Here is a 24,775-nt window from a genome sequence, read left to right on the forward strand (position 1 = left end):
ATGGAGGAGGGCCCTGCGTTTCCCTGAGAAAGCGGCCCAGCAACAACCATTCGGGATTTCGGACATGGCATCCAAACTTGAACAACTCCGCGCGATGACGACCGTCGTGGCAGACACCGGCGATATCGAAGCCGTGCGCCGCCTGAAGCCGGTCGACTGCACCACCAACCCCACCATTGTCCTGAAGGCGCTCGGCACGCCGGCCTTTGCCGACACGGTCGCCGAAGCTCTCCGCTGGGGCCAGTCGCAGGGCGGCAGCCGCGAGGGCGTCGTCGCCGCCGTTGCCGACCGCCTCGCCATCTCCGTCGGCGCGGCGCTTGCCGAGCTCGTGCCCGGCCGCGTCTCCACCGAGGTGGACGCCGACCTCTCCTTCGATTTCGACGGCTCCATCGCCAAAGCCCGCCAGATCATCAAGGCCTATGACGCGCGCGGCATTTCGCGCGACCGCATCCTCATCAAGCTCGCCTCCACCTGGGAAGGCATCCGCGCGGCCGAAGTCCTCCAGAAGGAAGGCATCGACTGCAACCTGACGCTGCTCTTCAACAAGGCCCAGGCCATCGCCTGCGCCGATGCCGGCGTGTTCCTCATCTCGCCCTTCGTCGGCCGCATTCTCGACTGGCACGTCAAGGCGACCGGCAAGACCTTCACGGCGGAAGACGATCCGGGCGTGCTCTCGGTCCGCTCGATCTACGACTACTACAAGTCCAACGGCATCAACACGATCGTCATGGGCGCCTCCTTCCGCAACACCGGCGAGATCGAGGCGCTGGCCGGCTGCGACCGCCTGACGATCAGCCCCGCGCTGCTGGAAGAGCTCGACGCCGCCGACGGCAAGCTGGAACGCAAGCTCTCGCCGGAAAAGGCCGCCAAGGTCTCGCCGGTCAAGATCGACGAGAAGACCTTCCGCTGGATGCTGAACGAGGACGCCATGGCGAGCGACAAGCTCTCCGAGGGCATCCGCGCCTTCGCCAAGGACCTCGGCAGCCTGCGGGCCATGATCGACAAGGAACTGAAGGCCGCCGCCTGAAAGTAAGGCCCCTTCCCTTCTTGAAGGCCCGCCCGGAAAGCCCGGCGGGCCTTTGCTTTTGCCCCGTTCAGGCCCGCCCATGCAGCGGCGGCGCGCGTGCCTTGCACCCTTCTCAACGCTCAAGGCTTGAAACTTCGGGGGATTTGTGGTCTTGAGGCGCATCCCGGTCCCGGTGCATGCGCGCCGCGGCTTTCGCCGTCTCCCGGCCACCGGATAAAACACCGGACATTCCCGAAGGAACTCTAGCAGCATGGCCCGTTCAGCTCTTCTCAACGTCATGGTTCAGGCCGCGTTCAAGGCCGGCAAGTCGCTCGGGCGCGATTTCGGCGAAGTGCAGAACCTCCAGGTCTCGCTGAAGGGGCCGGGCGACTACGTTTCCCAGGCCGACCGCAAGGCCGAGAAGATCATCCGCGACGAGCTGATGAAGGCCCGCCCGACCTACGGCTTCCTCGGCGAGGAGAGCGAGGAGATCATCGGCACGGACGGCGCGCACCGCTGGATCGTCGATCCGCTCGACGGCACCACCAACTTCCTGCACGGCATTCCGTTCTTCGCGGTCTCCATCGCGCTGGAGCGCAACGGCGAGATCGTCGCCGCCGTCGTCCTCAACCCGGCGACCGACGAGCTCTTCACCGCCGAGCGCGGCGGCGGGGCCTTCCTCAACGACCGCCGCCTGCGCGTCGCCGCCCGCAAGAACCTTTCCGACGCCGTCGTCGGCTGCGGCGTTCCGCATCTCGGCCGCGGCAACCACGGCAAGTTCCTCATCGAGCTGCGCCACACGATGGGCGAAGTCGCCGGCGTGCGCCGCATGGGCGCGGTCGCGCTCGATCTCGCCTATGTCGCCGCCGGCCGTTTCGACGGCTTCTGGGAACGCGACCTGATGCCCTGGGACATGGCGGCCGGCGTGCTGCTGATTCGCGAAGCCGGCGGCTATGCCAGCGACCTGGAGGGCGGCAACGCCATGTTCGACACCGGCACCATCGTCGCCGGCAACGAATATATCCACAAGGCGCTGCGCGAAGTGCTGCATCGCCCGGTGCCCGCGCGCTAAGGCGCGGCACGGACGGCGTTTTCCCGCGCCGCTGTTGCCCGCTGGCCCTTCAATTCGGCGCAATCTTCCTCTAGTCTCCGCCCCCATCGGGTAAGCGGAGATGCGACTACATGGCTAAGCTGGCGCTGTCGGGCTGGGGAGGATCGGCCGAGACCTCGGACGACTACCCCCACAAGCTCTCGAGCCCCATGGCGTTCTTCTGGACGATGGTGATCTTCCTGATCATCGTCGGCTTCGTCGCCGCGATCCTCTTCCGCCAGGCGCAGGCCGCCTTCCTCAGCAATCCCGGCCTCAACGGCCTCATCCTCGGCGTGCTGCTGATCGGCATCCTGCTGGTCTTCAACCATGTGCTGGCGCTGCGGCCCGAGGTGCGCTGGTTCAACTCCTTCCGCGCGGCCGGAAGCGCCGAGAAGGTCGGGCGCGACCCCGTGCTCCTCGCCCCGATGCGCGCCCTGATCGGCCGGCACCATTCGGTGGCGCTGTCGACGGCGACGCTGCGCTCGATCCTCGATTCCATCGCCACGCGCCTCGACGAATCGCGCGACACGTCCCGCTACCTCATCGGCCTTCTCGTCTTCCTCGGCCTGCTCGGCACCTTCTGGGGCCTGCTCGGCACCATCGGCTCGATCAGCGCGGTCATCCAGTCGCTCGACGCCGGCAACGGCACCGCGAACGATATCCTGACCGCCTTGAAGCAGGGCCTCTCCGCGCCGCTCACCGGCATGGGCACGGCCTTCTCCACGTCGCTCTTCGGCCTCTCCTCCTCGCTCATCCTCGGCTTCCTCGACCTGCAGGCCGGCCGCGCGCAGAACCGCTTCTATACGGAACTGGAAAACTGGCTCTCCTCCGTCACCGATGTCGGCTCGGAATTCCAGCCGGCCGTCGAGGGCGCCGGGACGGACGTGCAGGCGCTCGCCGAGCAGATCCTGAAGCTCGCGCAGGAGGGCGGCAGCAGCCGCTCGACCGCCGCCATGGCCAGCCTTGCCGAAGGCATCCAGGGCCTCGTCAAGAACATGCGCAGCGAGCAGCAGATGCTGCGCGACTGGATCGAGGCGCAGCAGGAGGAGGCGAAGGCCCTTCGCCGCACGCTCGACCGCCTTGCCGCGCGCAGCGGCGAAAAGGCCGAGCGCGCCGCCGCTGAAAAAGCCCACACATCCGGGGGCGAATGACGATGGCGCTTGCGCGCAACAGGCGGAGCCACCGCACCATCGATTACTGGCCCGGCTTCGTCGACGCACTGTCGACGCTGCTGCTCGCCATCATGTTCCTGCTCACCGTCTTCGTGCTGGCGCAGTTCTTCCTCAGCCGCGAGATTTCCGGCAAGGATGACGTGCTGAACCGCCTGACGAGCCAGATCAACGAGCTGACGCAGCTTCTCGCGCTGGAAAAGAGCGGCAAGCAGGACCTGGAAGATGCGCTCGCCAACCTGCAGGCCTCGCTCGCCCAGTCGGAGAGCGACCGCACGCGCCTCCAGCAGCTTCTCGACAGCGGCGCCGGCGCCGCGGGCGCGGCCAATGCCCGCGTCGCCACGCTCGAAGGCGAGCTCGACACCGAAAAGCAGGTGAGCGCCCGCGCGATGAGCCAAATCGAGCTGCTGAACCAGCAAATCGCCGCGCTGCGCAGCCAGATCGCCGCGGTGGAGGAGGCCCTGCAGGCCTCAGAGGCCAAGGACAAGAACTCGCAGGCCAAGATCGCCGATCTCGGCCGCCGCCTCAACGTGGCGCTTGCCCAGCGCGTGCAGGAGCTCAACCGCTACCGCTCGGATTTCTTCGGGCGCCTGCGCGAAATCCTCTCCGACCGCGAGAACATCCGCATTGTCGGCGACCGCTTCGTCTTCCAGTCGGAAGTGCTGTTCCCCTCCGGCAGCAGCGATCTCAACCCGGCCGGCCAGGAAGAGATGCGCAAGCTCGCCGCCGCGCTCATCGACCTTGCCAAGGAAATCCCCGCCGAGATCAACTGGGTGCTGCGCGTCGATGGCCATACGGACAACGTGCCGCTCTCCGGCACCGGGCGCTACCGCGACAACTGGGAGCTTTCCTCCGCCCGCGCGACCTCGGTGGTCAAATACCTCATCGCCAACGGCGTGCCCGCCAACCGGCTCGTCGCCGCCGGCTTCGGCGAATTCCAGCCGATCGCCGAAGGCGACGACGACGCGGCCCGCGCCACCAACCGCCGCATCGAATTGAAGCTCACGGAGAAGTAGGCAGCGCCGGGTGATCGTCGAGAATGCCACATTGTTTCCTCCCGGGTGACATGAAGTCTGCCACCTCAGGATAGGGTGCCCGTACGCCGCGGCAAGAGGCGCCCTCAGCCGGCGGCGCGCTCCTCGCCGAGGAAGGCCTGGCCGCCATGGTCGAACTGCAACCGCGCTAGACGGGCATAAAGGCCGCCCTGCTGGATGAGCGACTGGTGCGTGCCCTCCTCCACCACGCGGCCCGCCTCCATGACGAGGATGCGATCGGCCTTCAGGACCGTCGCGAGCCGGTGGGCGATGACGATCGTCGTGCGCTTGCCCATCTGCCCGTCGAGCGCCGTCTGCACCAGCGTCTCGCTTTCCGCGTCGAGCGCGGAGGTCGCTTCGTCGAGGAGCAGCAGCGGCGCATCCTTGAGGATCGCGCGGGCAATGGCGATGCGCTGGCGCTGGCCGCCGGAAAGCGTGACGCCGCGCTCGCCGACCATCGTGTCGTAGCCCTTGTCGAGCCGGGCGATGAACTCTTCCGCCTGCGCCGCCCGTGCCGCCGCGTGCACGGCCTCGTCGCTGACGCCCGTCATGCCGAAGGCGATGTTGTCGCGGATCGTCGCGGCGAAGATGGTGACATCCTGCGGCACCAGCGCGATGCGGCGGCGCAGCTCTTCCGGATCGGCGGCGCGAAGATCGACGCCGTCGAGCAGCACCGCACCCGAATCGGGATCGTAGAAGCGCAGCACGAGCGACAGGATCGTGCTCTTGCCGGCGCCCGACGGGCCGACGACGGCGACCGTCTCGCCCGGCTTCACGGTGAAGCTGAGGCCGTTGATGCTGCGATAGCCGGGCCGGGCCGGATAGGAGAAATGCACGTCGCGGAAGGCAAGCTCCCCGCGCGCGGGCACCGGCAGGGCGACCGGGTTTGCCGGCGCGGTGATGGCCGGCGGCTCGGCGAGGAGCTCGGTGAGGCGCTCGGCGGCGCCCGCGGCCTGCGACAGCTCGCCCCAGACTTCCGAAAGCGCGCCGAGGCTGCCGGCGGCAAAGACGGCATAGAGCAGGAACTGGCCGAGCGTGCCGGCCGAAAGGTTGCCGGCAAGCACGTCCCGCGCGCCGAACCACAGCACGGCGACGACCGAGCCGAAGATCATGGCGATGGCGAAGCCCGTCAGAAGCGAACGGGCGCGGATCGCCGAGCGGGCCGCCTCGTAGGCGCTCTCGACGGAGCCGAAGAAGCGCGCGCGGGCGGCGTCTTCCGCGTTGAAGGCCTGGAGCGTGCGGGTGGCGCCGATCGCCTCGCCCGCATAGGCCGAGGCGGCGGCCAGCGTATCCTGCGCCTCGCGCGAACGGCGGCGCACGGAGCGGCCGAAGGCGACGAGCGGGAAGACGATGATCGGAATGGCGCCGATGACGAGGCTGGAGAGCTTGGGGCTCGTATAGACCATCATGGCGATGGCCCCGAGACACAGGATGAGGTTGCGCAGGGCGACCGAGGCGGTGGCGCCGACGGCGGACTTGATCTGCGTCGTGTCGGCCGTCAGCCGCGAGACGATCTCGCCGGACTGGTTGACGTCGAAGAAGGCGGGCGAGAGCTTCGTCACATGGGCAAAGACCTCGCGGCGCAGGTCCGCCACGATGCGCTCGCCGAGCGTGATGACGAAATAGTAGCGCATGGCGCTCGCCAGCGCGAGCAGGCCCGCCAGCACGAAGAGCATCGTGAAATAGGTGTTAATGAAGCCGGCATCCGCGCTGGAGAAGCCGTGGTCGATCATCCGCCGCACGGCGACCGGCAGCACGAGCGTCGTGACGGCGGCAAGCACGAGGGCGACGAGGGCGCCAGCGACGAGGCCGCGATACCGTCGGAGATAAGGGCCGAGCCGGCCGAGGGGGCGAATGCTGCGGCGCGCTGTTTTCTCCGCCGCGACTGTCTGTCTGTCTGTGGACACCATACCCCCGTTTCCAGCGCCTTGCGGCACGAATTGTCTTTCGGCTCTTGTTATCCAGACGGCCTTCATGTATAGGCTCGCCATCGAATTGGGAAGCCGCAGGTCCGACCGGCCGCGGCTTCATTTACGTCTTTGGCCGCCCTGTCGCAATCGGTTGCGACAAATGGCCCCCGGAACAGGCAGGAAAGTTGTCATGAAGGCTGATATTCATCCCGCATACCACACGATCAAGGTCGTCATGACCGACGGCACCGAGTACGAAACCCGCTCGACCTGGGGTTCGGAAGGCGCGACGATGAACCTGGAAATCGACCCGAAGTCCCATCCGGCTTGGACGGGCGGCAACCAGCAGCTCATGGACCGCGGCGGCCGCGTCTCCAAGTTCAAGAAGCGCTTCGAAGGCCTCGGCCTCTAAGCCGCCCGCTTCGGACGAATTTGAAAAACCCGGCTTCGGCCGGGTTTTTTTGTTGTCTGCCGTCAGAACCGCCGATCGGGCCGGAAGAAGACGGCAGCAGGGACAATTTGTCACTTCTCTGCCGGACATATCGTCCGCCCCCATCGTCTCCTCCTCGTTATCGGCTTGAAAATACGAGCGGCTCCAGCTGGTATGCTACTTGCTTCGTGATGACACCTGGAGGGTAGGCTTCATGCCGAGCCTGCCCGCAACGGCCAGCTGGATGGGGGACAAGCCACATGCACGACGAAGGTCTTTTCATTGCACGGTTATTCCTTGGAGTGCCGTTCATCGCTTGGGGTGTATTGAAGCTACGCGGCGGGGAAGCGAAACTGGTGCCGGGGCTTCAGGCCCTGGGCCTGCCTGAGGCCACCTTCTTCGCCTACCTGATCGGCGTGTGCGAGCTCGTCGGCGGACTGGCGGTGGTTCTCGGCTATCCGGCGCACACGGCAGGCGTCCTGCTCGGCCTTTGGTGCCTCGTCACAGGGTATGACGCCCATAGGGGAAACATCACCGAATTCCTGAAGAACGCAACGATGGCGGGCGGTTTCTTTGCGCTCGCCGCGATCGGCCCGGGCGCATTATCCCTTTTCGGCGGCGTGCCATCGGGTATCTTCGCCTACCTTCCCTGAAGGCGGGCGCCCGCCCGGCGCGCATTGCCAATCGACAAAAACCCGGCCGAAGCCGGGTTCCGTTTGTCAATCGACCTCCGCCTCCCCCGACGTCACCGACCGGAGTATCCATCGGCGTGCCGGAGCGTGGATGGTCGGGTCAAGCCCGGCCATGACGAAAGAGAGGTTTACGGCTCTTGTGCGTGCTGCTCAGTTGTTCCCGAACGCCGTCTGCAACAGGTTGAGCTGGGCCTTGACGCTGTTCTCGTTGTCCGGCTGGAAGGTCTGGACGTCCTGCGGACGGTAGATTTCGCGGTCGAGCAGCGCGATGCGGTTCTGCAGGCGCAGCGAGCGCTCGATGAGGTCGCGGAAGGCTTCCGGCAGGTCGTTCCAGCCGGGCGCCGTCTTGTCGACGTTGAAGCTGTCGAGGCGCACCTTGCTCTTTTCCGAAAGCACCTGGTCGCGGCTCATCTCGCCGTTGTTGACGGCGCGCTGGAGCAGCAGCCAGGAGGCCATCTGCATCAGGCGGGTGGTCAGCCGCATCGATTCGGCCGCATAGAGCACCGAAGCCATGCGCGGAAGAACCTTGGAGGCCTGCCGGCCGACACCGTCGAGATAGCTTGCCGTTTCCTCGACCAGACCCATGCCCTCTGCGTACAGGGACTTGAACTGCGCCGACGACGCAACGTGGCCAGCGAAGCTGACGGTATTCAATCCTCTTTCGGACATGGTTTCATCCCTGTTGAACGCATGACTTGCAGGTAACGGATACACGGCCCGAGGTGTTCCAGGTGACCGATCTATGTCTTGAGGATGATCCCATAACCTAATTCGCGCAAGGGCATTCTTAAGAAAGGGTTAATCTCCACAATTCTTTCGGGACACCCTTTCCGCGCGCCGCCGGCAAACAAAAAAAGAGCCGCGGGAAGCGGCTCTCAAGGTAAAACAGGGAGAAAATCAGACCGATTCCCCAAGCGGCGAAAATGTCTGAATCCGGAAGGACCGGATAGGCAAGTAATAAGGTATAAGGCTTAATGGCCGGTTAACTTTATTGCCTTTTTGCCCGCGCCTGTGCCTTTTCGGCCAGTCCCGATCAGCGAAACAGGCTTTCGGCCGCCGAGCGGCTCGCGCCCTTCTTCATCTTTTCCGCCTCCAGCCGGGCGATCTCTTCCTTGAGAAGTGCTATTCGCGCGGAAAGCTCGTCCACCGAAAGCAGCGACAGTTCGCTGCCGATCTCGTGCGCGATCTTTTTCGCGGGGCGGTCGTCGTCGAAGAGGCTCATTCCGTCCGTTCCTCCTGTTGCTCGTCGGCGGCCTGCGGCTGGGCACGCGGCGAAAGCTGAAGGCTTTCCGGCGTGGTGAGCGTGCCGGGGTTGATGGTGGTGTAGGCATCGCGCATGTCCGCGGGCTTCGCGGCGCGCCGGCGGCTACGGATGATGGCATAGGCGGTGATCAGGATATGCGCCCAGCAGGTCACCATGAAGAGCGCATAGGGGCCGACCGCCGACATGATCGGGCCGCCGAGCGTCGGGCCGATGATCGTGCCGATGCCGTAGAGCAGCAGGAGGCCGCCGGAGACCTTCACGAAATCCTCGGGGCTGGCGAAGTCGTTGGCATGCGAGACGGCGATCGGATAGAGCGCGTTGGCCGTCGCGCCGTAGACCGCGGTAAGCGTCAGGAGCACCGCCACCGAGGCCGGCTGGAAGACGAAGAGCGAAAGACCCGCCGCCGCGGCGACGGCCGCCAGCACCGCCAGCACGAGGCGGCGGTCCACCCGGTCCGAGACGCGGCCGGCCGGGAGCTGCATGACGGCGCCGGCGAAGATCGCCGAGCTCATCATCACGGCGATGGTGCCGGAGGAAAGGCCGGCATTGGCGCCGAACACCGCGCCGAGCGTGCCGAAGGCGCCGTTGGCGATGCCGATCAGCATGATGCCGACGCAGGCGATGGGCGAGGTGCGGTAAAGCGCCGGGATATCGAGCTTCACCTGCTTGAGCGGCTGCGGCGAGGCCGCGGTGGAGAGCGTCGTCGGCAGCATGGCGAGGCAATAGAGGATGCCGGCCAGCATGAAGAGCAGCGGCGTCGTCACGTCGCCGAGCGCCACCGTCATCTGGCCGCCGACCGTGCCGATCAGCGTGATGGCGATGTAGAGCGAGAAGATGAGGCCGCGGCTCTCGTTGGTCGCCCGCTCGTTGAGCCAGCTTTCGATGATCATCGACGTGCCGGCGATGGAAAAGCCGGTGACGGCGCGCAGCGCGATCCACCAGAAGGGATCGACCAGCATGCCCGTCAGAAGCGCGATGATGGCGATCAGCGCGGCGAAACCGGAAAAGGCGCGGACATGGCCGATGCGCTTGACGATGGTGGGCGCCATGAGGCAGCCGAGCACGAAGCCCGTCGCCCAGGACGTGCCGAGCAGGCCGAGCATCGTCGTCGCATATCCCTCGAAGGCGCCGCGCATCGGCAGGAGAAGGCCGTGCAGGCCGTTGCCGAGGAACAGGAACAGCGTGCCCGTCAGAAGCGCGAAGACGGATATGAGGTTTTTTCGCATGGGTTTTCCGCAGTTTCGCCAATGGCAAAGGAATAGCGCACCTGTTGACGATTGCCAGATGGAAAGGTGTCGAAGGCACGATTTTCAGATCCGGCGCTGATCGCTTGGAAAATTGTCCGCGGTATGACAGGAAGGACCGCCATGTCGAAAATCCTTCCTGCCCTCCTGCTCGCCGCCATGCTGCTGCACGTCATCCGGCCCATCGGCCTGCCGGGCCTGCGCCGCCGTGCCGATTTCTGGAAGATCGCCGTCCTCGCCATCGCGCTGATGATGCTGACGGTGCTGATCCGGCCTTAGTAGAAAACCTCTCCTCCGTCATGCTCGGGCCTGACCCGAGCATCCATCCTCCCTCGTGCCGTGGTGGTAGATCCTCGGGTCAGGCCCGAGGATGACGACCGAGGGGGGACAGCGTCCGGCCACAAACGCAAAAGGGCCACCCGAAGGTGGCCCCCATGAGGTTTGGTCCGGTGCGGACCCGGGCCTTGCGGCCCGAAGGAAGGCGGGGATCAGAACGAGGGCTGCCTCGTTTCGTTCACCACAATTCCCATGCCCGAAACCAAGACCGAAATCTCATTAGACATTGGATCACCTTCCTTTCTGTTCGTTGACGTTAAACAGGAATGTAGGCGATCCACGCCGAAGCGCAAGGGGCCGGCGTCATTTCTGCTGCTTGAGGACGTCGACGCCCGGCAGGGGCTTGCCTTCCATCCATTCAAGGAAGGCACCGCCGGCGGTCGAGACATAGGTGAAATCGTCCGCGACGCCGGCATGGTTGAGGGCGGCGACCGTATCGCCGCCGCCGGCGACGGAGACGAGCTTGCCTTCCTTCGTGCGCGCGGCGGCATGCTTTGCGGCGGCCACCGTGGCGGCGTCGAAGGGCGCGATCTCGAAGGCGCCGAGCGGGCCGTTCCACACGAGCGTCGCCGCGCGCGAGATCCAGTCCTTGACGGCTTCCACCGTCTTCGGGCCGACGTCGAGCATCATGGCGTCGGCCGGGATGGCGCTGACGTCGACCACCTCGTTCTCGGCATTCGCCTTGAACTCGCGGGCGACGACGCCGTCTTCCGGCAGCACGATGGCGCAGGTCGCCGTCGCGGCCTCGATCATGATCTGCTTGGCGGTATCGGCAAGGTCGTGCTCGCAGAGCGACTTGCCGACATTGGTGCCGCGGGCGGCGAGGAACGTGTTCGCCATGCCGCCGCCGATGACCAGCGCGTCGACCTTCTTCACGAGGTTCATGAGAAGGTCGATCTTGGTGGAGACCTTCGCGCCGCCGACGATGGCGACGACCGGCCGGGCCGGATTGCCGAGGCCCTTTTCCAGCGCCTCCAGCTCGGCCTGCATGGTGCGGCCGGCATAGGCCGGAAGCAGGTGGGCAAGGCCTTCCGTCGAGGAATGCGCGCGGTGGGCGGCCGAGAAGGCGTCGTTGACGTAGATGTCGCCGTTGGCGGCAAGCGCGGCGGTGAAGTCCGGATTGTTCTTCTCCTCACCCTTGTGGAAGCGGGTGTTTTCGAGGAGCAGGATATCGCCGTTGTGCATGGACGCGATGGCGGCAGCGGCCGCCTCACCGATGCAGTCGGAGGCGAAGTGGACGCTCGTGCCGAGCACGGCATTCACGGCGGGAAGGATCTGCTTCAGCGACATGTCGGCGACGACCTCACCCTTCGGGCGGCCGAAATGGGCGAGCAGGACGACCTTGGCGCCCTTCTTCGACAGCTCCGCGATGGTGGGCGCGACGCGCTCGATACGGGTCGCATCGGTGACCTTGCCGTCTTTCACCGGCACGTTGAGATCGACGCGGACGAGCACGCGCTTGCCGGCGATGTCGGTGAGGTTGTCGAGGGTCTTGAAGGTCATGGCGCGGCTCCTGAATGTGGCGTCTGGTCAAGAAAAAACACCCGGACATCGCTGCCCGGGTGCTTCGTGTCGTGGCTTAGATCAGCTTGCCGAGCGCGACGGCCGTGTCGGACATGCGGTTCGAGAAGCCCCATTCGTTGTCGTACCAGGAGAGGATACGCACGAGGTTGCCGTCGAGGACCTTGGTCTGGTCGGCGGCGAAGTTCGAGGAGTTGCTGTCGTGGTTGAAGTCGACCGAGACGAGCGGGCCCGTGACGTAGTCGAGGATGCCCTTCAGCTCGCCTTCGGCGGCAGCCTTGACGGCGGCGTTGACTTCCTCGGCCGTGACGTTGCGCTTCGGCACGAACTTCAGGTCGACGACCGAGACGTTCGGGGTCGGCACGCGGATGGCCGAGCCGTCGAGCTTGCCCTTGAGCTGCGGCAGCACGAGGCCGACGGCCTTGGCGGCGCCCGTCGAGGTCGGGATCATGGAAAGGGCGGCCGCGCGGGCGCGGTAGAGGTCCTTGTGCATGGTGTCGAGCGTCGGCTGGTCACCCGTATAGGAGTGAACCGTCGTCATGTAGCCCTTCTCGATGCCGAAGGCCTTGTCGAGGACATAGGCGACCGGTGCAAGGCAGTTCGTCGTGCAGGACGCGTTCGAGATGACGAGGTCGTCCTTGGTCAGCGTGTTGTGGTTGACGCCGAAGACGATGGTCTTGTCGGCGCCGTCGCACGGGGCCGAGACGATGACGCGCTTGGAGCCGTTGGCAAGGTGGGCGGAAGCCTTTTCCTTCGTGGTGAAGAGGCCGGTGCATTCCAGCGCGATGTCGACGTCGCCCCAGGGCAGTTCCTTCGGGTCGCGGATCGCGGTGACGCGCATCGGGCCGCGGCCGGCGTCGATCGTGTCGCCGGAAACGGTGACGGTGCCGGGGAACTTGCCGTGAACGGAATCGTAGCGCAGCAGGTGCGCGTTCGTCTCGACCGGGCCGAGGTCGTTGATGGCGACGACCTCAATGTCGGTGCGGCCGGATTCGATGATGGCGCGCAGCACGTTGCGGCCGATGCGGCCGAAGCCGTTGATGGCAACTTTAACAGTCATTTCGGGTTTCTCCCTGTCAGTAAAAGGGTGGCGGGCAGGCGCGGCGGGAAACCGCGCCCGCGGCAATCAGGAAAGCTTGGCTTCCGCCGCGGCGACGACGGCTTCCGGCGTGATGCCGAAGTGCTTGTACAGCTCCTTGTAGGGGCCGGACGCGCCGAAGGAGGACATGCCGATGAAGATGCCGTCCGAGCCGATGAGGTGGTCCCAGCCCTGGCGGATGGCGGCCTCGACGGCGATCTTGACCGGCGAATTGCCGATGACCGCCTGCTGGTAGGCTTCCGGCTGCTCGGCGAAGAGCTCGACGCAGGGCACGGAGACGACGCGGGTGGAAATGCCCTTGGCCGACAGCGTCTGCTGCGCCTTGACGGCGATCTCGACTTCCGAGCCGGAGGCGAAGATCGTCACCTGCGCGTCGCTCGCCGAGACGAGATCGTAGGCGCCGCGGGCGCACAGGTTCTCTTCCTCGTATTCCAGGCGAACCGGCATCAGGTTCTGGCGGGTGAGCGCCAGGGCCGACGGACGGTTATGGCTTTCGAGCGCGAGCTGCCAGCACTCCACCGTCTCCGTGGCGTCGGCCGGGCGGAAGACGAGGAGGTTCGGGATGGCGCGCAGCGCCGCAAGCTGCTCGACCGGCTGGTGGGTCGGGCCGTCTTCGCCAAGGCCGATGGAATCGTGCGTCAGCACATGGATGACGCGGATGCCCATCAGGGCCGCGAGGCGGATCGACGGACGGCAGTAGTCCGAGAAGATCAGGAAGCCGCCGGAATAGGGGATAAGGCCGCCATGCAGCGCGATCCCGTTCATCGCCGCCGCCATGCCGTGCTCGCGCACGCCGTAGTGGAGGTAGCGGCCGGAGAAATCGTTCGGGGTGATCGACTTCGTCTGGCTGGTCTTGGTGTTGTTGGAGCCGGTGAGGTCGGCCGAGCCGCCGATGGTTTCGGAAAGAACGCCGTTGATGACTTCCAGCGCGTCTTCCGAGGCCTTGCGGGTGGCCGGGTTCGGCTTCGTCTCGGCGAGCTTCTGCTTGTAGGCGGCGATTGCCGGCTCGAGGCTGCCTTCCAGCTCGCCGGCGAAGCGGCGGATGAACTCGGCCTTCTTGCCGGCTTCCGTCTTTTCGAGGCGCGCGCCCCATTCCTTCTCGGCCTTGGTGGCGCGAAGGCCGGCGAGACGCCAGGCGTCGAGCACGTCGGAGGGAACGACGAAGGGTTCCGCTTCCCAGTTCAGCGCCTTGCGCGTGGCGGCGATTTCTTCCGCGCCGAGCGGCGAGCCGTGGACCTTGTGCGTGCCGGCCTTGTTCGGCGCGCCGAAGCCGATGGTCGTCTTGCAGGCGATCATGGTCGGCTTGTCGGACTTCTGCGCTTCCTCGATGGCGGCGGCGATGGCGTCGGGATCATGGCCGTCGACGGCGATCGTGTGCCACTGGCTGGCGCGGAAGCGGGCGTGCTGGTCGGTCGAGTCGGCAATCGAGATCGGGCCGTCGATGGAGATGTTGTTGTCGTCCCAGAACACGATCAGCTTGTTGAGCTTCAGGTGGCCGGCGAGCGAGATGGCTTCCTGGCTGATGCCTTCCATGAGGCAGCCGTCGCCGACGAGCGCATAGGTATAGTGCTCGATGAGGTCGGAGCCGAATTCCTCGCGCAGCTTGCGCTCGGCGATCGCCATGCCGACGGAATTGGCGATGCCCTGGCCGAGCGGGCCGGTCGTCGTCTCGATGCCGGCGGCGTGGCCGTATTCCGGGTGGCCGGCCGTGCGCGAGCCGAGCTGGCGGAAATTCTTGATCTCGTCGATCGTGATGTCCTCGTAGCCCGTGAGGTAGAGGAGCGAATAGAGCAGCATCGAACCGTGGCCGGCCGACAGCACGAAGCGGTCGCGGTTCGGCCAGGACGGGTTCTTCGGATCGAAGGAGAGGAAGCGGGTGAAGAGAACCGTTGCGATGTCTGCTGCGCCCATGGGCAGGCCGGGATGGCCGGAGTTCGCCTTCTCCACGGCATCCATGGAAAGGAAGCGAATTGCATTCGCCATCCGGTCGTGTTTTTCGCGAGAGATCATGACTGTTCCGTATTCTTCGGGGTGTCAGGGCCGACGCCGCTCGGGTATCGGTTGGAAGCGGCTGACACATAGCAGGTCACCCGTCTAAGTCAACGAATTCGGCCGTTCCTGCGGCACTTGAGCGCCGCTGGCGGCGACTTTTCCGGGCCGTCCGGCGGGGGTGCGCGCGAAGCCCTTTTCCGCCTTGCGCACGGCTGATCCACAGCGGCTTTTCAGGCCCGCCTCGCCGCGCTGTTGACGCTCGGGGCAGCAGTTGAATACTGTCAATCGAAAGGAACCGGCGCTGGCGGCGGCGATTCGCGTATTTGAGTATGCCGGTGAAGGCTTTATGACGAACGGGGAAACAGTCAGGGCGGCGATCGAGGAGCTTCGCAGGGCGATAGCGAGCCTCGACAACGCGCTCGACATGCGCTTCGACCGGGAACGCGAGCACGGCGAGGTGGAAGGCGAGGTGCGGCGCGTCAATGCCGACCGTTCGCGGCTCGCCCAGGAACTCGACCAGTCCGAATTCCGCGCCAACCGCCTGGAGGAGGTCAACCGCGAGGTCTCCCGGCGGCTCGTCACCGCCATGGAGACGATCCGGGCCGTGCTCGACCGTTAACGCCGCATTCTCCGCAATCAGGACATTCCCGCATGGCACAGGTGACCGTACAGATCGATGGCAAGGCCTATCGCATGGCATGCGAAGAGGGCCAGGAGGGCCATCTGGAGGAGCTGGCCGCCGGCTTCGACCGCTATGTCGGTCACCTGAAAAGCCAGTTCGGCGAGATCGGGGACCTGCGCATCACCGTCATGGCCGGCATCATGGTGATGGACGAGCTGAACGAGATCACCCGACGCCTTGCCAGGCTGGAAAAGGAAACCGAGGAACTGCGCAAGGGCCGCGAGAGCGTGATGAGCGAGGTCTCGCGCAACGAGGAGGCGATCGCGCTTGCGCTGACCGAGCTCACCGGCCAGATCCAGGGCATGGCGGCCAAGCTCAACGGCAAGCCGCCCGTCAACTGACCCGGGGCTTTGCTTCTGCGCATTTCCGGACGCAAAACCGCTTCGCACTTTTGCTGAAAATGCTCCCGGAATTGCCACTGGCGAAAGCATCGCTTTCATCCTATATGTCGGATGCGGTCTGCGCTTCCCGACAGGAACCACAATCCCTGGGGCCATACTCGATCCAAAGGGAGCTGTCCCTGACCCGGCCCGTGGGCTTGGTCACACGGTGCCCACCTACGTTTGTAGGCACCCAGGATCGTAAATCTCCATCGGTCGTCGCGGATCGTACTTCTTCAGATCTGGCGTGAACGCCCGGCCTCGGGCGATTTGCCGGTACAGTCCTTGCCCAATTGCGGGCGACTGCCGAAGCCGGCGTGCCTCCCCCCCCCCTCTCCTTCGTCATGGTCGGGCTTGACCCGACCATCCATCCTCACGGAACGTCCGCGCCTGCAGGGTGGATCCTCGGGTCAAGCCCGACCATGACGGCGGGGAAGTGTCACGACCCCGAGCGGTACTTGTTCGCCGCGTCGATCGCCGCCTTCTGCTGGGCTTCGGTGAGGCCGAGGTAGAAGTCCTCCAGCGACGGGTCGTTCAACCCGGCGCGGCGGGCGAGAACGAACCATTTCGCCGCCTGGATCGGATCGGACTTGGTGCCGATGGCGTGGATGTAGAGCTGGGCGAGCTTGCTCTGGGCGACGGCGTTGCCGCCCTCGGCCGCGCGCTTCATCCAGTTGAAGCCGGCCTCGTAGTCGCGCTCGCCGGCCGTGCCGTTCACCAGCCACATGCCGAGGTCGAGCTGGGCGGTGTCGTAGCCGGCCCTTGCGGCGCGCAGCAGCCATTCGCGCGCCCGCTTCGTCTTCTCCTCCGGCAGGTCCTTCAGGTTGAGGTAGATCTGCGAGAGCGCGTATTGCGCATCCGCGATGCCCTGCTCTGCGGATTTCTCGTAGTAGGGCAGCGCCGCGCGTAGGCCCTTGTCGCCCGGATTGTCGGCCACCAGCACCTGCGCGTAATTGAACTGCGCCGAGGCATTGCCGAGGTCGGCCGACTTCTTCATCAGTTCGTCGGCCTTCTTGCGGTCCTCCTTGGAGCGCGAATGCTCCATGAGGAGAACGGCATATTTGAACATGCCGGTGGGATCGCCCCCGTTGGCCGCCTGCTCGTACCAGAACATCGCCTGGTCGCGGTCGCGCTTGACGCCGAGGCCGCGGTCGAGGATTTCCGCGACGAGCGTCTGGGCCGCCGGGTCGCCGAGCTGGGCACGCGGCAGGGCAAGGTCCATCGCCGTGAGATAACGGCCGCGCTGGAAGGCGCCGTAAGCCTCGTCGATCTTGCCGGTGAACGGCTTTTCCTTGGGAAGGTCCGGCAGGTCGGCGCCCATGCGCTCCAGCACCGTGAGGCCGCCGGAAGGTTCCACGGCCGGCGTGTCCTTGCCGGCCTCCCCGGCCGTCGCCTCGGTCGCGTCGGGCTGCGCGTCCTTTGCCGTATCCTCGGCGGTCGCGGCCGTGTCCGCGGTGACGGCCGGCCCCTTCTTCACCGTCTGGGCAACGGCGGGCGCAGCCGCGGCGAGACCCGCCAACAGCGCGATACGGCAAGCATGCGAAAGGACTGCCCTCTTCATGGCTGCCTACTATTGCCCAAACCGTGGCGCTTTTTCGTCAAGCAGCGCATTGACGGCGGCGACCACATGGGGCGCCTGCGCGGGATCGGCGAAGACCGCCTTGTCGAGCGCCACGAACTCCGCGCCGCTCTCGGCGACGGCAAGCGCCGACTGCGGATCCGTGCCGCCGAGCACGATGCAGGGGATCTCGATCATCGAGGCCCACCATTCGGCGAGCGCAAGGTTCTTGGGATGCGCCTCCGGCTTGATGTCGCCGCCGATCTTGCCAAAGAAGACGTAGTCGGGCTGCACCTCGCCGACCTCCAGCGCCTTGTGGCGGTCGGTCGCGTTGCCGCCGCCGACGATGAGCTTGGGCGTGAACTTCTCCACCGCCTCGGCAAGCTCTTCCAGCCCGCCCGTCACATGGATGCCGTCGGCCTTCGCCCGGCCGGCAACGCGCGTGTCGCCCGCAACGAGCGCCGCCGCGCCCGCCTGCTGCACGATCGCCACCAGCGCCTCGGCATGTTTCTGGAACTGCCCGTCGTCGAGCCCGTATTGCGGCAGGATCACCGAGGCGACGTCACCGCCCCTGAGCGCTCCTTCCAGCATCGCCGCGCGCGCGGCAAGGTCCTCGCCCTCGGGAAGGATCAGCACCAGGCGGCAGCGTTTCTCGGCATCGGACATGGATGGGTACTTCCCTCGGATTGCAAATGTTCAGGGCTCGTCATAACAGATCAAAGCGGATAGACGGAAGGACGAACAGGATCAACCGCCTTCCATGTCCATCGACCCCTCCATCTACTATGCCGCCATCCCCGCCGTCCTCCTCGTCGGGCTGACGAAAGGCGGCATGGGGGAAGCGCTCGCCCTCATGGGCGTGCCGCTGCTGGCCATGGCCGTGCCGCCCGTGCAGGCGGCCGCCATCCTGCTGCCGATCCTCGTGGTGATGGACGGCGTCGCGCTCTGGACCTGGCGCCACCACAACGACCGCACGCTCCTGAAGATGCTGCTGCCCGGCGCCCTCGCCGGCATCGCCATCGGCTGGGCGACCTCGGCCTCCGTGCCGCGCGATGCGCTGCGGCTCATCATCGGCGTCATCACCGTGCTGTTCGCATTGCGCTATTTCTACATCGGCTGGCGGGCGCGCCACGGCCATGTGCTGCAGGCCAAGACCCACCGGCTGCTGCCGGCCGCCCTCTTCGGCACGCTTTCGGGCTACGGCAGCTTCGTCGCCCATGCCGGGGGCGCGCCCTTCCAGGTCTACGCCCTGCCGCTGGCGCTGCCGCCGCGCAACTATACCGGTGCGGCCGTGCGCTTCTTCGCGATCCTCAACTTCATCAAGCTCGGCCCCTATTTCGCCCTCGGCCAGCTCGATACGGAAAACCTCGCGATCTCCGCCACGCTCATGCCGCTCGCCATTGCCGCCACTGCCTTTGGCGGCTTCGCCGTCAAGCGCATGAAGCCGGATGTCTTCTATCCCTTCATGTATGCCATGGCCTTCATCGCCGGCCTGAAGCTCGCCTGGGACGGCGCGCTCGCCTTCTTCTGACGGCCTCTTCGCACCCGCACAAAAGGCTTGCCGCAACCGCGGGTTTGCCCTAGCGTCCGGCCATGGCGCACCCGGACCCCTTCGCTGCGATTGCCGATCCCAACCGCAGGTTCCTGCTGGAGGAGCTGCGCCGCGCCCCGCGCACCGTGAACGAGCTTTCGCAGGGCCTGCCGATCAGCCGCCCGGCCGTCTCGCAGCACCTGAAGGCGCTGCTCGATTCCAATCTCGTGAGCGTGAAGGCGGAAGGCACGAAGCGCGTCTACGCGATCAACGCGCGCGGCTTCGACCGGCTCAATCTCTGGCTCGACCAGTTCTGGTCGTAGGCCCCGCCTGTCCCATCCTGAAACACAGCGCCCCGGCATGCTGATCGAGCAGGCCGGGGCGGACGGAAATTATGATTTCGTATCAAGGGGCGGTTTCGCCAGACGGGCTCGTAACCCTGCGCTCCATACGGAGCTGCCATTCCCGCGACCGTCTTCCCTTTCGAAAATCCTTGGAAAAATCCCTGTCTTTTCAGTGAGCCGTCGAGCGAAGGCGCTCGATCTCATCCTTGATGCGCAGCTTGCGACGCTTGAGATCCGCAATCGACTGGTCCTCCGCGGAGGGGCGGTTCATTGCGGCATGCAGCTCTTCTTCCAGAGCGAAATGCTTCTTTTCGAGCGTTGCCAGATGGGCCTCAATCGACATGTGACAGTTCCTTCCTTTTGCTTGCACCCGGTCACTTGCGTGCCGGGTGGTCCAGGTTGCAACAGTACGAGTGTGCCATGTCATTTTTCATTTGTCGAAGGCGAAAACGTGGCGAGGGATAACTTCCCGTTACCGGGGCTTTCGTGGTAGGAGCAGCCTTCATGGAGGCTGCGGGGCGGCGAACCGGCCCGCAACCGGGAAGACGGGGAACGAATAGCATGGCAGACCAGGATCAGGCTGAATTGCGGCTTGCCGTTGCACGGCTGCGCCAGGAGCACGAAGACTACGACACCGCGATCAACGCCATGATCCAGACCGGCTGCGAAGCCCTCAGAATCCAGCGCATGAAGAAAAAGAAGCTGATCTTGAAGGACAAGATCTCCAAGCTGGAAGACCAGATCATTCCCGACATCATCGCCTGAAACGGACGAGACGCCTTGGACACGACAGAAACGCCCCCCGTCGCCATCATCATGGGAAGCCAGTCCGACTGGGAGACGATGAAGAACGCTGCCGATACGCTCGATGCGCTCGGCGTCGACTACGAGGCGCGCATCATCTCGGCCCACCGCACGCCGGACCGGCTCTACAGCTTCGCGCGCGGCGCCAAGGCGGAGGGCTTCAAGGTGATCGTCGCCGGCGCGGGCGGGGCGGCGCACCTTCCCGGCATGGCCGCGGCCATGACGCCGCTGCCGGTCTTCGGCGTTCCCGTCCAGTCCAAGGCGCTGTCCGGGCAGGACAGCCTGCTTTCCATCGTGCAGATGCCGGCCGGCATTCCCGTCGGCACGCTCGCCATCGGCCGGGCGGGCGCGGTCAACGCCGCGCTGCTTGCCGCAGCCGTCCTTGCCCTCGGCGATCCCGAGCTTGCCCACCGCCTCGATGAATGGCGCGAGCAGCAGTCGAATGCCGTTGCCGAATATCCCGTGGACGGCCCCCTATGAGCGCGAAGACGATCGGCATCATCGGCGGCGGCCAGCTCGGCCGCATGCTGGCTATGGCGGCCGCCCGGCTGAATTTCCGCACCGTCGTCCTGGAGCCGCAGGCCGATTGCCCGGCCGCACAGGTCGCCAACGCCCAGATCATCGCGGCCTATGACGACGCCGAGGCACTGGCGGAGCTTGCCCGCCTTTCGGACGTCGTGACCTACGAATTCGAGAACGTGCCCGTTTCCGCCGCCGCGATGCTGGCGCAGTCCGTTCCAGTCTATCCGCCGCCGCGCGCGCTGGAGGTCTCGCAGGACCGCCTCGTCGAAAAGAGCTTCATCCGCGACTGTGCCATCCCGACCGCCGATTTCGCCGCCGTGGACAGCCAGGCGGACCTCGAGGCCGCACTCGACCGCTTCGGCGGCGTCGGCGTCCTGAAGACCCGCCGGCTCGGCTATGACGGCAAGGGCCAGCGCCTGTTCCGCTCGCCGGCCGAAAGCCGCGAGGGCGCCTTCGAGGCGCTCGGCGGCGTGCCGCTCATCCTCGAAAGCCTCGTGCCCTTCGAGCGGGAAATCTCCATCATCGCCGCGCGCGACGCGAACGGCACCATCGCCTGCTACGATCCCGCCGAGAACGTCCACCGCAACGGCATCCTGCACACCTCGACGCTCCCCGCCCGCATCGGCGAGGCGACGGCGGACCAGGCCCGCAGGGCGGCGCGCGCGATCCTCGACAGCCTTTCCTATGTCGGCGTCATCGGCGTCGAGTTCTTCGTGCTGCCGGACGGCGGGCTGGTCGCCAACGAGATCGCCCCGCGCGTGCACAATTCCGGCCACTGGACGGAGGCGGCCTGCATCGTCTCGCAGTTCGAGCAGCATATCCGCGCGGTTTCCGGCCACCCGCTCGGCGACCCCCGCCGCCATTCGGACTGCGTGATGCAGAACCTCATCGGCGACGACATCGACGACGTTCCCGCCTGGCTCGAAACGCCGGACGTGCTCGTCCATCTCTACGGCAAGACCGAGGCCCGCCCCGGCCGCAAGATGGGCCACGTCACGCGGCTCACCGGCTGAAACAGGCCGTGGAAGGCTGGAAAACCTGCCGCCCACGGTTGACAGCCCGGATATCACGCGGTACATGCCTGCCAACCTGAAAGCGCGCCCGAAACGGCGCGTTTTTGATTGAGGAAATCCGGCGAACTCGAGTCGCCCTGCAATACGCGGATCAGAAAAATGAAGATCAAGAATTCGCTCAAGTCGCTCAAGGCCCGCCACCGCGAGAACCGCCTTGTTCGCCGCAAGGGCCGTGTCTACATCATCAACAAGCAGAACCCGCGCTTCAAGGCTCGTCAGGGCTGATCGGGCGCAGGGGTCGTCTTTCCGCATGGGCGGGAAGTGATGATCGAAAATACCAGTTTGACGTTCGGCGCAGGCGCTCTACCATGAGCGCCATGCGTCTTTTCGTGTTTCTCACGCTCTGCCTTTGCCTTGCCGGCGCCCTGCCGGCCCCTGTCCTCGCGCAATCGGCGCAGACCGCCTCCGCCGAGGCCGGGACCTTCCCCACGCAGGCCCAGCGCCTCGACGCGCTCTTTACCGAATTGAAGCACGAACGCGACACGGATGCCGCCAAGGGCATCGCGGACCGGATCCGCCGGGAATGGCAGGATTCCGGCAGCGCCACCGTCAACCTCCTCATCCAGTGGGCCGACAAGGCGATGAGCGAGGACAACAATGCCGCCGCGCTCGATTTCCTCGACGAGGCGATTCGCCTGAAGCCCGACTATGTCGAAGGCTGGAACCAGCGCGCCACGCTGCATTTCAAGATGGGCAACTATCGCAAGTCCATGTCGGACATCAACCAGGTGCTGCGGATCGAGCCCCGCCACTTCGGCGCGCTCGCGGGCGTCGCCGCCATCATGACTCAGACCGGCCGCGACGAGATGGCCCTGAAAGCCTGGGAACGCTTCCTCGACGTCTACCCCACCGAGCGGCAGGCGCAGAAGGAATACGGCGACCTCGCCGAGAAGCTGACCGGCCAGCGCACATAAAGCGCCCTCTGCCTGCCAGTATCCTCCCTGCAAGGGCAGCATATGCCGCTTTGCCCCTCACCCTAACCCTCTCCCCGCAAGCGGGGAGAGGGGACTTGCCTCACGAAGCGACAGAGGGGCAGGAAAACATCGCGGCATATCCCCTTCGCCCCGCTTGCGGGGAGAAGGTGCCGGCAGGCGGATGAGGGGCATTCCCAATGCGCCGGAATCAAAAAGGCGGGCCGGAGCCCGCCTTCGATGGATTGCCTGAAATCTCTGCTCAGACGCCGCTGACGCCGTCGGCGGCGATGTAGGCGATGCGCAGCATGTTCGTCGCGCCGGGCGTGCCGAGCGGAACGCCGGCCGAGATGATGATGCGGTCGCCGGGCTTGCCGAATTCCTCGCTGACGACGATGCGGCAGGCGCGGTTGACCATGTCGTCGAGGTCCGTCGCATCGCCCGTGACGACGCAGTGCAGGCCCCAGACGACCGAGAGGCGCCGCGCCGTCTCGATGACCGGCGAGAGCGCCAGCACCGGCACTTCCGGCCGCTCGCGCGCCGCGCGCAGGCCCGTCGTGCCCGACGAGGTGTAACAGACGATGGCCGACAGCTTCAGCGTCTCGGCGATCTGCCGGGCGGCAAGCGAGATGGCGTCGGCGCCGGTCGCTTCGGGCGTCGAGCGCTGGGCATAGATGATACCCGGATAGTGCGGGTCGCGCTCGACCTTGCTGGCGATGGAGGCCATGGTGGAGACGGCTTCGACCGGATAGTCGCCGGAGGCCGACTCGGCCGACAGCATGACGGCATCGGCGCCTTCGAAGACGGCGGTCGCGACGTCGGAGACCTCGGCGCGGGTCGGCACCGGCGCGGAGATCATCGATTCCAGCATCTGGGTTGCGACGACGACCGGCTTGCCTTGGCGGCGGCAGGCGCGGATAAGCTGCTTCTGGATGCCCGGAACGGCTTCCAGCGGCATTTCCACGCCAAGGTCGCCACGCGCCACCATGAGGGCGTCGGAAAGCTCGATGATCTCCTCGATGCGCTCGACGGCCTGAGGCTTTTCGATCTTCGACATCAGGCCGACGCGGCCGCGCGCGATCTTGCGCACTTCGGCCAGGTCTTCGGGGCGCTGGACGAAGGAAAGGGCCACCCAGTCGACGCTGCCGGTCGCGAGCACCGCATCGAGGTCGACGCGGTCCTTCTCGGTCAGCACGCCGACGCCGAGCAGCGTGTCGGGCAGGCTCACGCCCTTGCGGTCGGAGATCTTCGTGCCGGAAATGACGGTGCAGACGATGGACTTGCCGTCGGCGCTCTCGGCGCGAAGGTGCAGCTTGCCGTCGTCGATCAAGAGGCGATGGCCGGGCTTGACCGCTTCGAGGATTTCCGGATGGGGCAGGAAGACGCGGGTGTTGTCGCCGGGCACGTCCTTGTTGTCGAGCGTGAAGGTCTGGCCGGGCTTGAGCTCTTCCGAGCCGTTGGCGAACTTGCCGACGCGCAGCTTCGGGCCCTGGAGGTCGGCGAGGATGCCGATCGGCCGGCCGCAGCGGGCCTCGACGGCCCGGATGCGGCTGATCAGCGTGCGCATCACGTCGTGGCTGGCATGGCTCATGTTGATGCGGAACAGGTCTGCTCCTGCCTCATGCAGCTTCTGGATCATCTGCTCGTCAGACGATGCCGGTCCGAGCGTGGCGAGGATTTTGACTTTTCTGTTCCGTCTCATCAGTTCTGGCTTTCCTGCGTCCCTGGCGTGTCTGAAAGCTGTACCATCCAGCTTCCCTGCCGCCCCGTGTCATATTCCTTGAAGCCCATGCGCTGGAAACCGCGCGCGAAGCAGTCCTTCACGCCGGTGATCTTGAACTCGTTCTCGGCGACGCACATGTTGACGTCGCCGGTCCAGCGGCCGCCGCGGGCGGCGTCCTCGGCATAGAGATAGTAGTAGCGCGACTGCAGCTCGCCCTCGATCAGGGTCGCGCAGGTCGTGGCGGGCACCTGCCACCAGCCTTCGGTGATCCAGCCTTCCTTGGCGCGGTAGCCGATGGCGACGCCGACGAGGTTCTGCGTGCCGTTGCAGACGCGGAATTCGGCCCTGGCCTCACCGGGCACGGAAAGGGCGAAGAAACCCGCAAGGAGGAAGAGGCCGGCCTGGAAAAGGCTGCCGGCTTTCGGGAAGAACGGGCTGGTGCTCTTGGTTCTCACGGCTT

28 protein-coding genes and 1 other RNA gene are annotated in these 24,775 nt (G+C 65.9%); 17 read left to right on the top strand and 12 right to left on the bottom strand.

Features of this window, described 5'->3' with window-relative positions; translation table 11 throughout:
• The first annotated feature begins 64 nt into the window (after positions 1 to 64).
• From tal to ACZ5TO_RS13045, 4 genes are all read left to right on the top strand, one after another.
• The gene (gene tal, locus ACZ5TO_RS13030; protein WP_184144064.1) at positions 65 to 1,027 is read left to right on the top strand and encodes a transaldolase; all 963 of its coding nucleotides are present in this window, start codon (positions 65 to 67) and stop codon (positions 1,025 to 1,027) included.
• Between the two features lie 250 nt (positions 1,028 to 1,277).
• Positions 1,278 to 2,078, top strand: a complete 801-nt coding sequence (locus tag ACZ5TO_RS13035) for an inositol monophosphatase family protein (RefSeq protein WP_464798385.1) — start codon at positions 1,278 to 1,280, stop codon at positions 2,076 to 2,078.
• A gap of 110 nt (positions 2,079 to 2,188) precedes the next feature.
• The gene (locus ACZ5TO_RS13040; protein ID WP_464798386.1) at positions 2,189 to 3,247 is read left to right on the top strand and encodes a flagellar motor protein MotA; all 1,059 of its coding nucleotides are present in this window, start codon (positions 2,189 to 2,191) and stop codon (positions 3,245 to 3,247) included.
• 2 nt (positions 3,248 to 3,249) lie between these two features.
• Positions 3,250 to 4,281, top strand: a complete 1,032-nt coding sequence (locus ACZ5TO_RS13045; protein ID WP_184144270.1) for a peptidoglycan -binding protein — start codon at positions 3,250 to 3,252, stop codon at positions 4,279 to 4,281.
• A 104-nt stretch (positions 4,282 to 4,385) separates the two neighbouring features.
• Here ACZ5TO_RS13045 and ACZ5TO_RS13050 read toward each other — a convergent pair whose 3' ends face one another.
• Positions 4,386 to 6,209, bottom strand: a complete 1,824-nt coding sequence (locus ACZ5TO_RS13050) for an ABC transporter transmembrane domain-containing protein (RefSeq protein ID WP_464798387.1) — start codon at positions 6,207 to 6,209, stop codon at positions 4,386 to 4,388.
• 190 nt (positions 6,210 to 6,399) lie between these two features.
• Between ACZ5TO_RS13050 and rpmE the strand changes: the two genes are divergently transcribed.
• Entirely contained in the window at positions 6,400 to 6,621 is a 222-nt protein-coding gene (gene rpmE, locus ACZ5TO_RS13055; RefSeq protein ID WP_023516320.1) for a 50S ribosomal protein L31, read from the top strand.
• A 278-nt stretch (positions 6,622 to 6,899) separates the two neighbouring features.
• Positions 6,900 to 7,292, top strand: a complete 393-nt coding sequence (locus tag ACZ5TO_RS13060; protein ID WP_464798388.1) for a DoxX family protein — start codon at positions 6,900 to 6,902, stop codon at positions 7,290 to 7,292.
• A gap of 189 nt (positions 7,293 to 7,481) precedes the next feature.
• Here the strand turns inward: ACZ5TO_RS13060 and rcdA are convergent, their stop codons facing one another.
• The 3 genes from rcdA to ACZ5TO_RS13075 form a co-directional block, all read right to left on the bottom strand.
• Positions 7,482 to 8,000, bottom strand: a complete 519-nt coding sequence (rcdA, locus tag ACZ5TO_RS13065; protein ID WP_184144054.1) for a protease adaptor protein RcdA — start codon at positions 7,998 to 8,000, stop codon at positions 7,482 to 7,484.
• A 364-nt stretch (positions 8,001 to 8,364) separates the two neighbouring features.
• Positions 8,365 to 8,553 carry a DUF1192 domain-containing protein gene (locus ACZ5TO_RS13070; RefSeq protein ID WP_464798389.1) on the bottom strand — a complete coding sequence of 63 codons (189 nt, stop codon included), beginning with the start codon at positions 8,551 to 8,553 and terminating at the stop codon, positions 8,365 to 8,367.
• Positions 8,550 to 9,821 carry an MFS transporter gene (locus ACZ5TO_RS13075; RefSeq protein ID WP_184144052.1) on the bottom strand — a complete coding sequence of 424 codons (1,272 nt, stop codon included), beginning with the start codon at positions 9,819 to 9,821 and terminating at the stop codon, positions 8,550 to 8,552. The genes ACZ5TO_RS13070 and ACZ5TO_RS13075 overlap by 4 nt, the downstream gene beginning before the upstream one ends.
• Before the next feature lie 141 nt (positions 9,822 to 9,962).
• On the opposite strand from ACZ5TO_RS13075, the gene ACZ5TO_RS13080 reads away from it, so the two are divergent.
• Positions 9,963 to 10,118: a hypothetical protein gene (locus ACZ5TO_RS13080; protein WP_464798390.1), complete on the top strand. Its 156-nt coding sequence runs from the start codon at positions 9,963 to 9,965 to the stop codon at positions 10,116 to 10,118.
• A gap of 360 nt (positions 10,119 to 10,478) precedes the next feature.
• Here the strand turns inward: ACZ5TO_RS13080 and ACZ5TO_RS13085 are convergent, their stop codons facing one another.
• The 3 genes from ACZ5TO_RS13085 to tkt all read right to left on the bottom strand — a co-directional run bounded on the left by ACZ5TO_RS13085 (position 10,479) and on the right by tkt (position 14,805).
• Entirely contained in the window at positions 10,479 to 11,678 is a 1,200-nt protein-coding gene (locus ACZ5TO_RS13085) for a phosphoglycerate kinase (protein ID WP_464798391.1), read from the bottom strand.
• Between the two features lie 76 nt (positions 11,679 to 11,754).
• Complete coding sequence (gene gap / locus ACZ5TO_RS13090) at positions 11,755 to 12,756, bottom strand: type I glyceraldehyde-3-phosphate dehydrogenase (protein WP_184144048.1); 1,002 nt, start codon at positions 12,754 to 12,756, stop codon at positions 11,755 to 11,757.
• Positions 12,757 to 12,822: 66 nt separating this feature from the next.
• Positions 12,823 to 14,805 carry a transketolase gene (gene tkt / locus ACZ5TO_RS13095; protein ID WP_184144046.1) on the bottom strand — a complete coding sequence of 661 codons (1,983 nt, stop codon included), beginning with the start codon at positions 14,803 to 14,805 and terminating at the stop codon, positions 12,823 to 12,825.
• Between the two features lie 328 nt (positions 14,806 to 15,133).
• On the opposite strand from tkt, the gene ACZ5TO_RS13100 reads away from it, so the two are divergent.
• The 3 genes from ACZ5TO_RS13100 (at position 15,134) to ssrS (ending at position 16,081) form a co-directional block, all read left to right on the top strand.
• The gene (locus ACZ5TO_RS13100) at positions 15,134 to 15,406 is read left to right on the top strand and encodes a DUF4164 domain-containing protein (protein WP_184144044.1); all 273 of its coding nucleotides are present in this window, start codon (positions 15,134 to 15,136) and stop codon (positions 15,404 to 15,406) included.
• Positions 15,407 to 15,438: 32 nt separating this feature from the next.
• Positions 15,439 to 15,810, top strand: a complete 372-nt coding sequence (locus ACZ5TO_RS13105; protein WP_464798392.1) for a cell division protein ZapA — start codon at positions 15,439 to 15,441, stop codon at positions 15,808 to 15,810.
• A gap of 112 nt (positions 15,811 to 15,922) precedes the next feature.
• A non-coding RNA gene (gene ssrS / locus ACZ5TO_RS13110) (6S RNA) lies at positions 15,923 to 16,081 on the top strand.
• 207 nt (positions 16,082 to 16,288) lie between these two features.
• On the opposite strand, the gene ACZ5TO_RS13115 is transcribed toward ssrS, so the two are convergent.
• Both ACZ5TO_RS13115 and ACZ5TO_RS13120 read right to left on the bottom strand, forming a co-directional pair.
• A complete protein-coding gene (locus tag ACZ5TO_RS13115) occupies positions 16,289 to 17,410 on the bottom strand; it encodes a tetratricopeptide repeat protein (RefSeq protein ID WP_464798393.1) in 1,122 nt (373 codons plus the stop codon).
• Positions 17,411 to 17,419: 9 nt separating this feature from the next.
• On the bottom strand, positions 17,420 to 18,073 hold the full coding sequence (locus ACZ5TO_RS13120) for a thiamine phosphate synthase (RefSeq protein ID WP_184144038.1): 654 nt from the start codon (positions 18,071 to 18,073) through the stop codon (positions 17,420 to 17,422).
• A gap of 94 nt (positions 18,074 to 18,167) precedes the next feature.
• Between ACZ5TO_RS13120 and ACZ5TO_RS13125 the strand changes: the two genes are divergently transcribed.
• A complete protein-coding gene (locus tag ACZ5TO_RS13125; RefSeq protein ID WP_464798394.1) occupies positions 18,168 to 18,938 on the top strand; it encodes a sulfite exporter TauE/SafE family protein in 771 nt (256 codons plus the stop codon).
• 62 nt (positions 18,939 to 19,000) lie between these two features.
• On the top strand, positions 19,001 to 19,261 hold the full coding sequence (locus ACZ5TO_RS13130) for an ArsR/SmtB family transcription factor (protein ID WP_184144034.1): 261 nt from the start codon (positions 19,001 to 19,003) through the stop codon (positions 19,259 to 19,261).
• A 190-nt stretch (positions 19,262 to 19,451) separates the two neighbouring features.
• On the opposite strand, the gene ACZ5TO_RS13135 is transcribed toward ACZ5TO_RS13130, so the two are convergent.
• Positions 19,452 to 19,625 (bottom strand): YdcH family protein, encoded by a 174-nt coding sequence (locus tag ACZ5TO_RS13135; RefSeq protein ID WP_184144032.1) that lies wholly within the window; start codon positions 19,623 to 19,625, stop codon positions 19,452 to 19,454.
• A gap of 218 nt (positions 19,626 to 19,843) precedes the next feature.
• Between ACZ5TO_RS13135 and ACZ5TO_RS13140 the strand changes: the two genes are divergently transcribed.
• The 5 genes from ACZ5TO_RS13140 (at position 19,844) to ACZ5TO_RS13160 (ending at position 22,595) form a co-directional block, all read left to right on the top strand.
• Positions 19,844 to 20,047: a YdcH family protein gene (locus tag ACZ5TO_RS13140; protein ID WP_184144031.1), complete on the top strand. Its 204-nt coding sequence runs from the start codon at positions 19,844 to 19,846 to the stop codon at positions 20,045 to 20,047.
• A gap of 51 nt (positions 20,048 to 20,098) precedes the next feature.
• Positions 20,099 to 20,566: a 5-(carboxyamino)imidazole ribonucleotide mutase gene (gene purE, locus ACZ5TO_RS13145; protein ID WP_184144268.1), complete on the top strand. Its 468-nt coding sequence runs from the start codon at positions 20,099 to 20,101 to the stop codon at positions 20,564 to 20,566.
• Positions 20,563 to 21,621: a 5-(carboxyamino)imidazole ribonucleotide synthase gene (locus ACZ5TO_RS13150; protein WP_464798395.1), complete on the top strand. Its 1,059-nt coding sequence runs from the start codon at positions 20,563 to 20,565 to the stop codon at positions 21,619 to 21,621. The genes purE and ACZ5TO_RS13150 overlap by 4 nt, the downstream gene beginning before the upstream one ends.
• 159 nt (positions 21,622 to 21,780) lie before the next feature.
• Complete coding sequence (gene ykgO, locus ACZ5TO_RS13155; protein ID WP_119256688.1) at positions 21,781 to 21,906, top strand: type B 50S ribosomal protein L36; 126 nt, start codon at positions 21,781 to 21,783, stop codon at positions 21,904 to 21,906.
• Between the two features lie 83 nt (positions 21,907 to 21,989).
• Entirely contained in the window at positions 21,990 to 22,595 is a 606-nt protein-coding gene (locus tag ACZ5TO_RS13160) for a hypothetical protein (RefSeq protein ID WP_464798396.1), read from the top strand.
• 259 nt (positions 22,596 to 22,854) lie between these two features.
• Here ACZ5TO_RS13160 and pyk read toward each other — a convergent pair whose 3' ends face one another.
• Together pyk and ACZ5TO_RS13170 are read right to left on the bottom strand one after the other, a co-directional pair.
• Positions 22,855 to 24,294, bottom strand: coding sequence for a pyruvate kinase (pyk, locus tag ACZ5TO_RS13165; RefSeq protein WP_184144025.1), 1,440 nt, complete (start codon positions 24,292 to 24,294; stop codon positions 22,855 to 22,857).
• On the bottom strand, positions 24,294 to 24,770 hold the full coding sequence (locus ACZ5TO_RS13170; protein ID WP_343059476.1) for a DUF1036 domain-containing protein: 477 nt from the start codon (positions 24,768 to 24,770) through the stop codon (positions 24,294 to 24,296). The genes pyk and ACZ5TO_RS13170 overlap by 1 nt, the downstream gene beginning before the upstream one ends.
• Positions 24,771 to 24,775 lie beyond the last annotated feature (5 nt).

It is taken from the genome of Shinella sp. Sh6 (assembly GCF_055392685.1).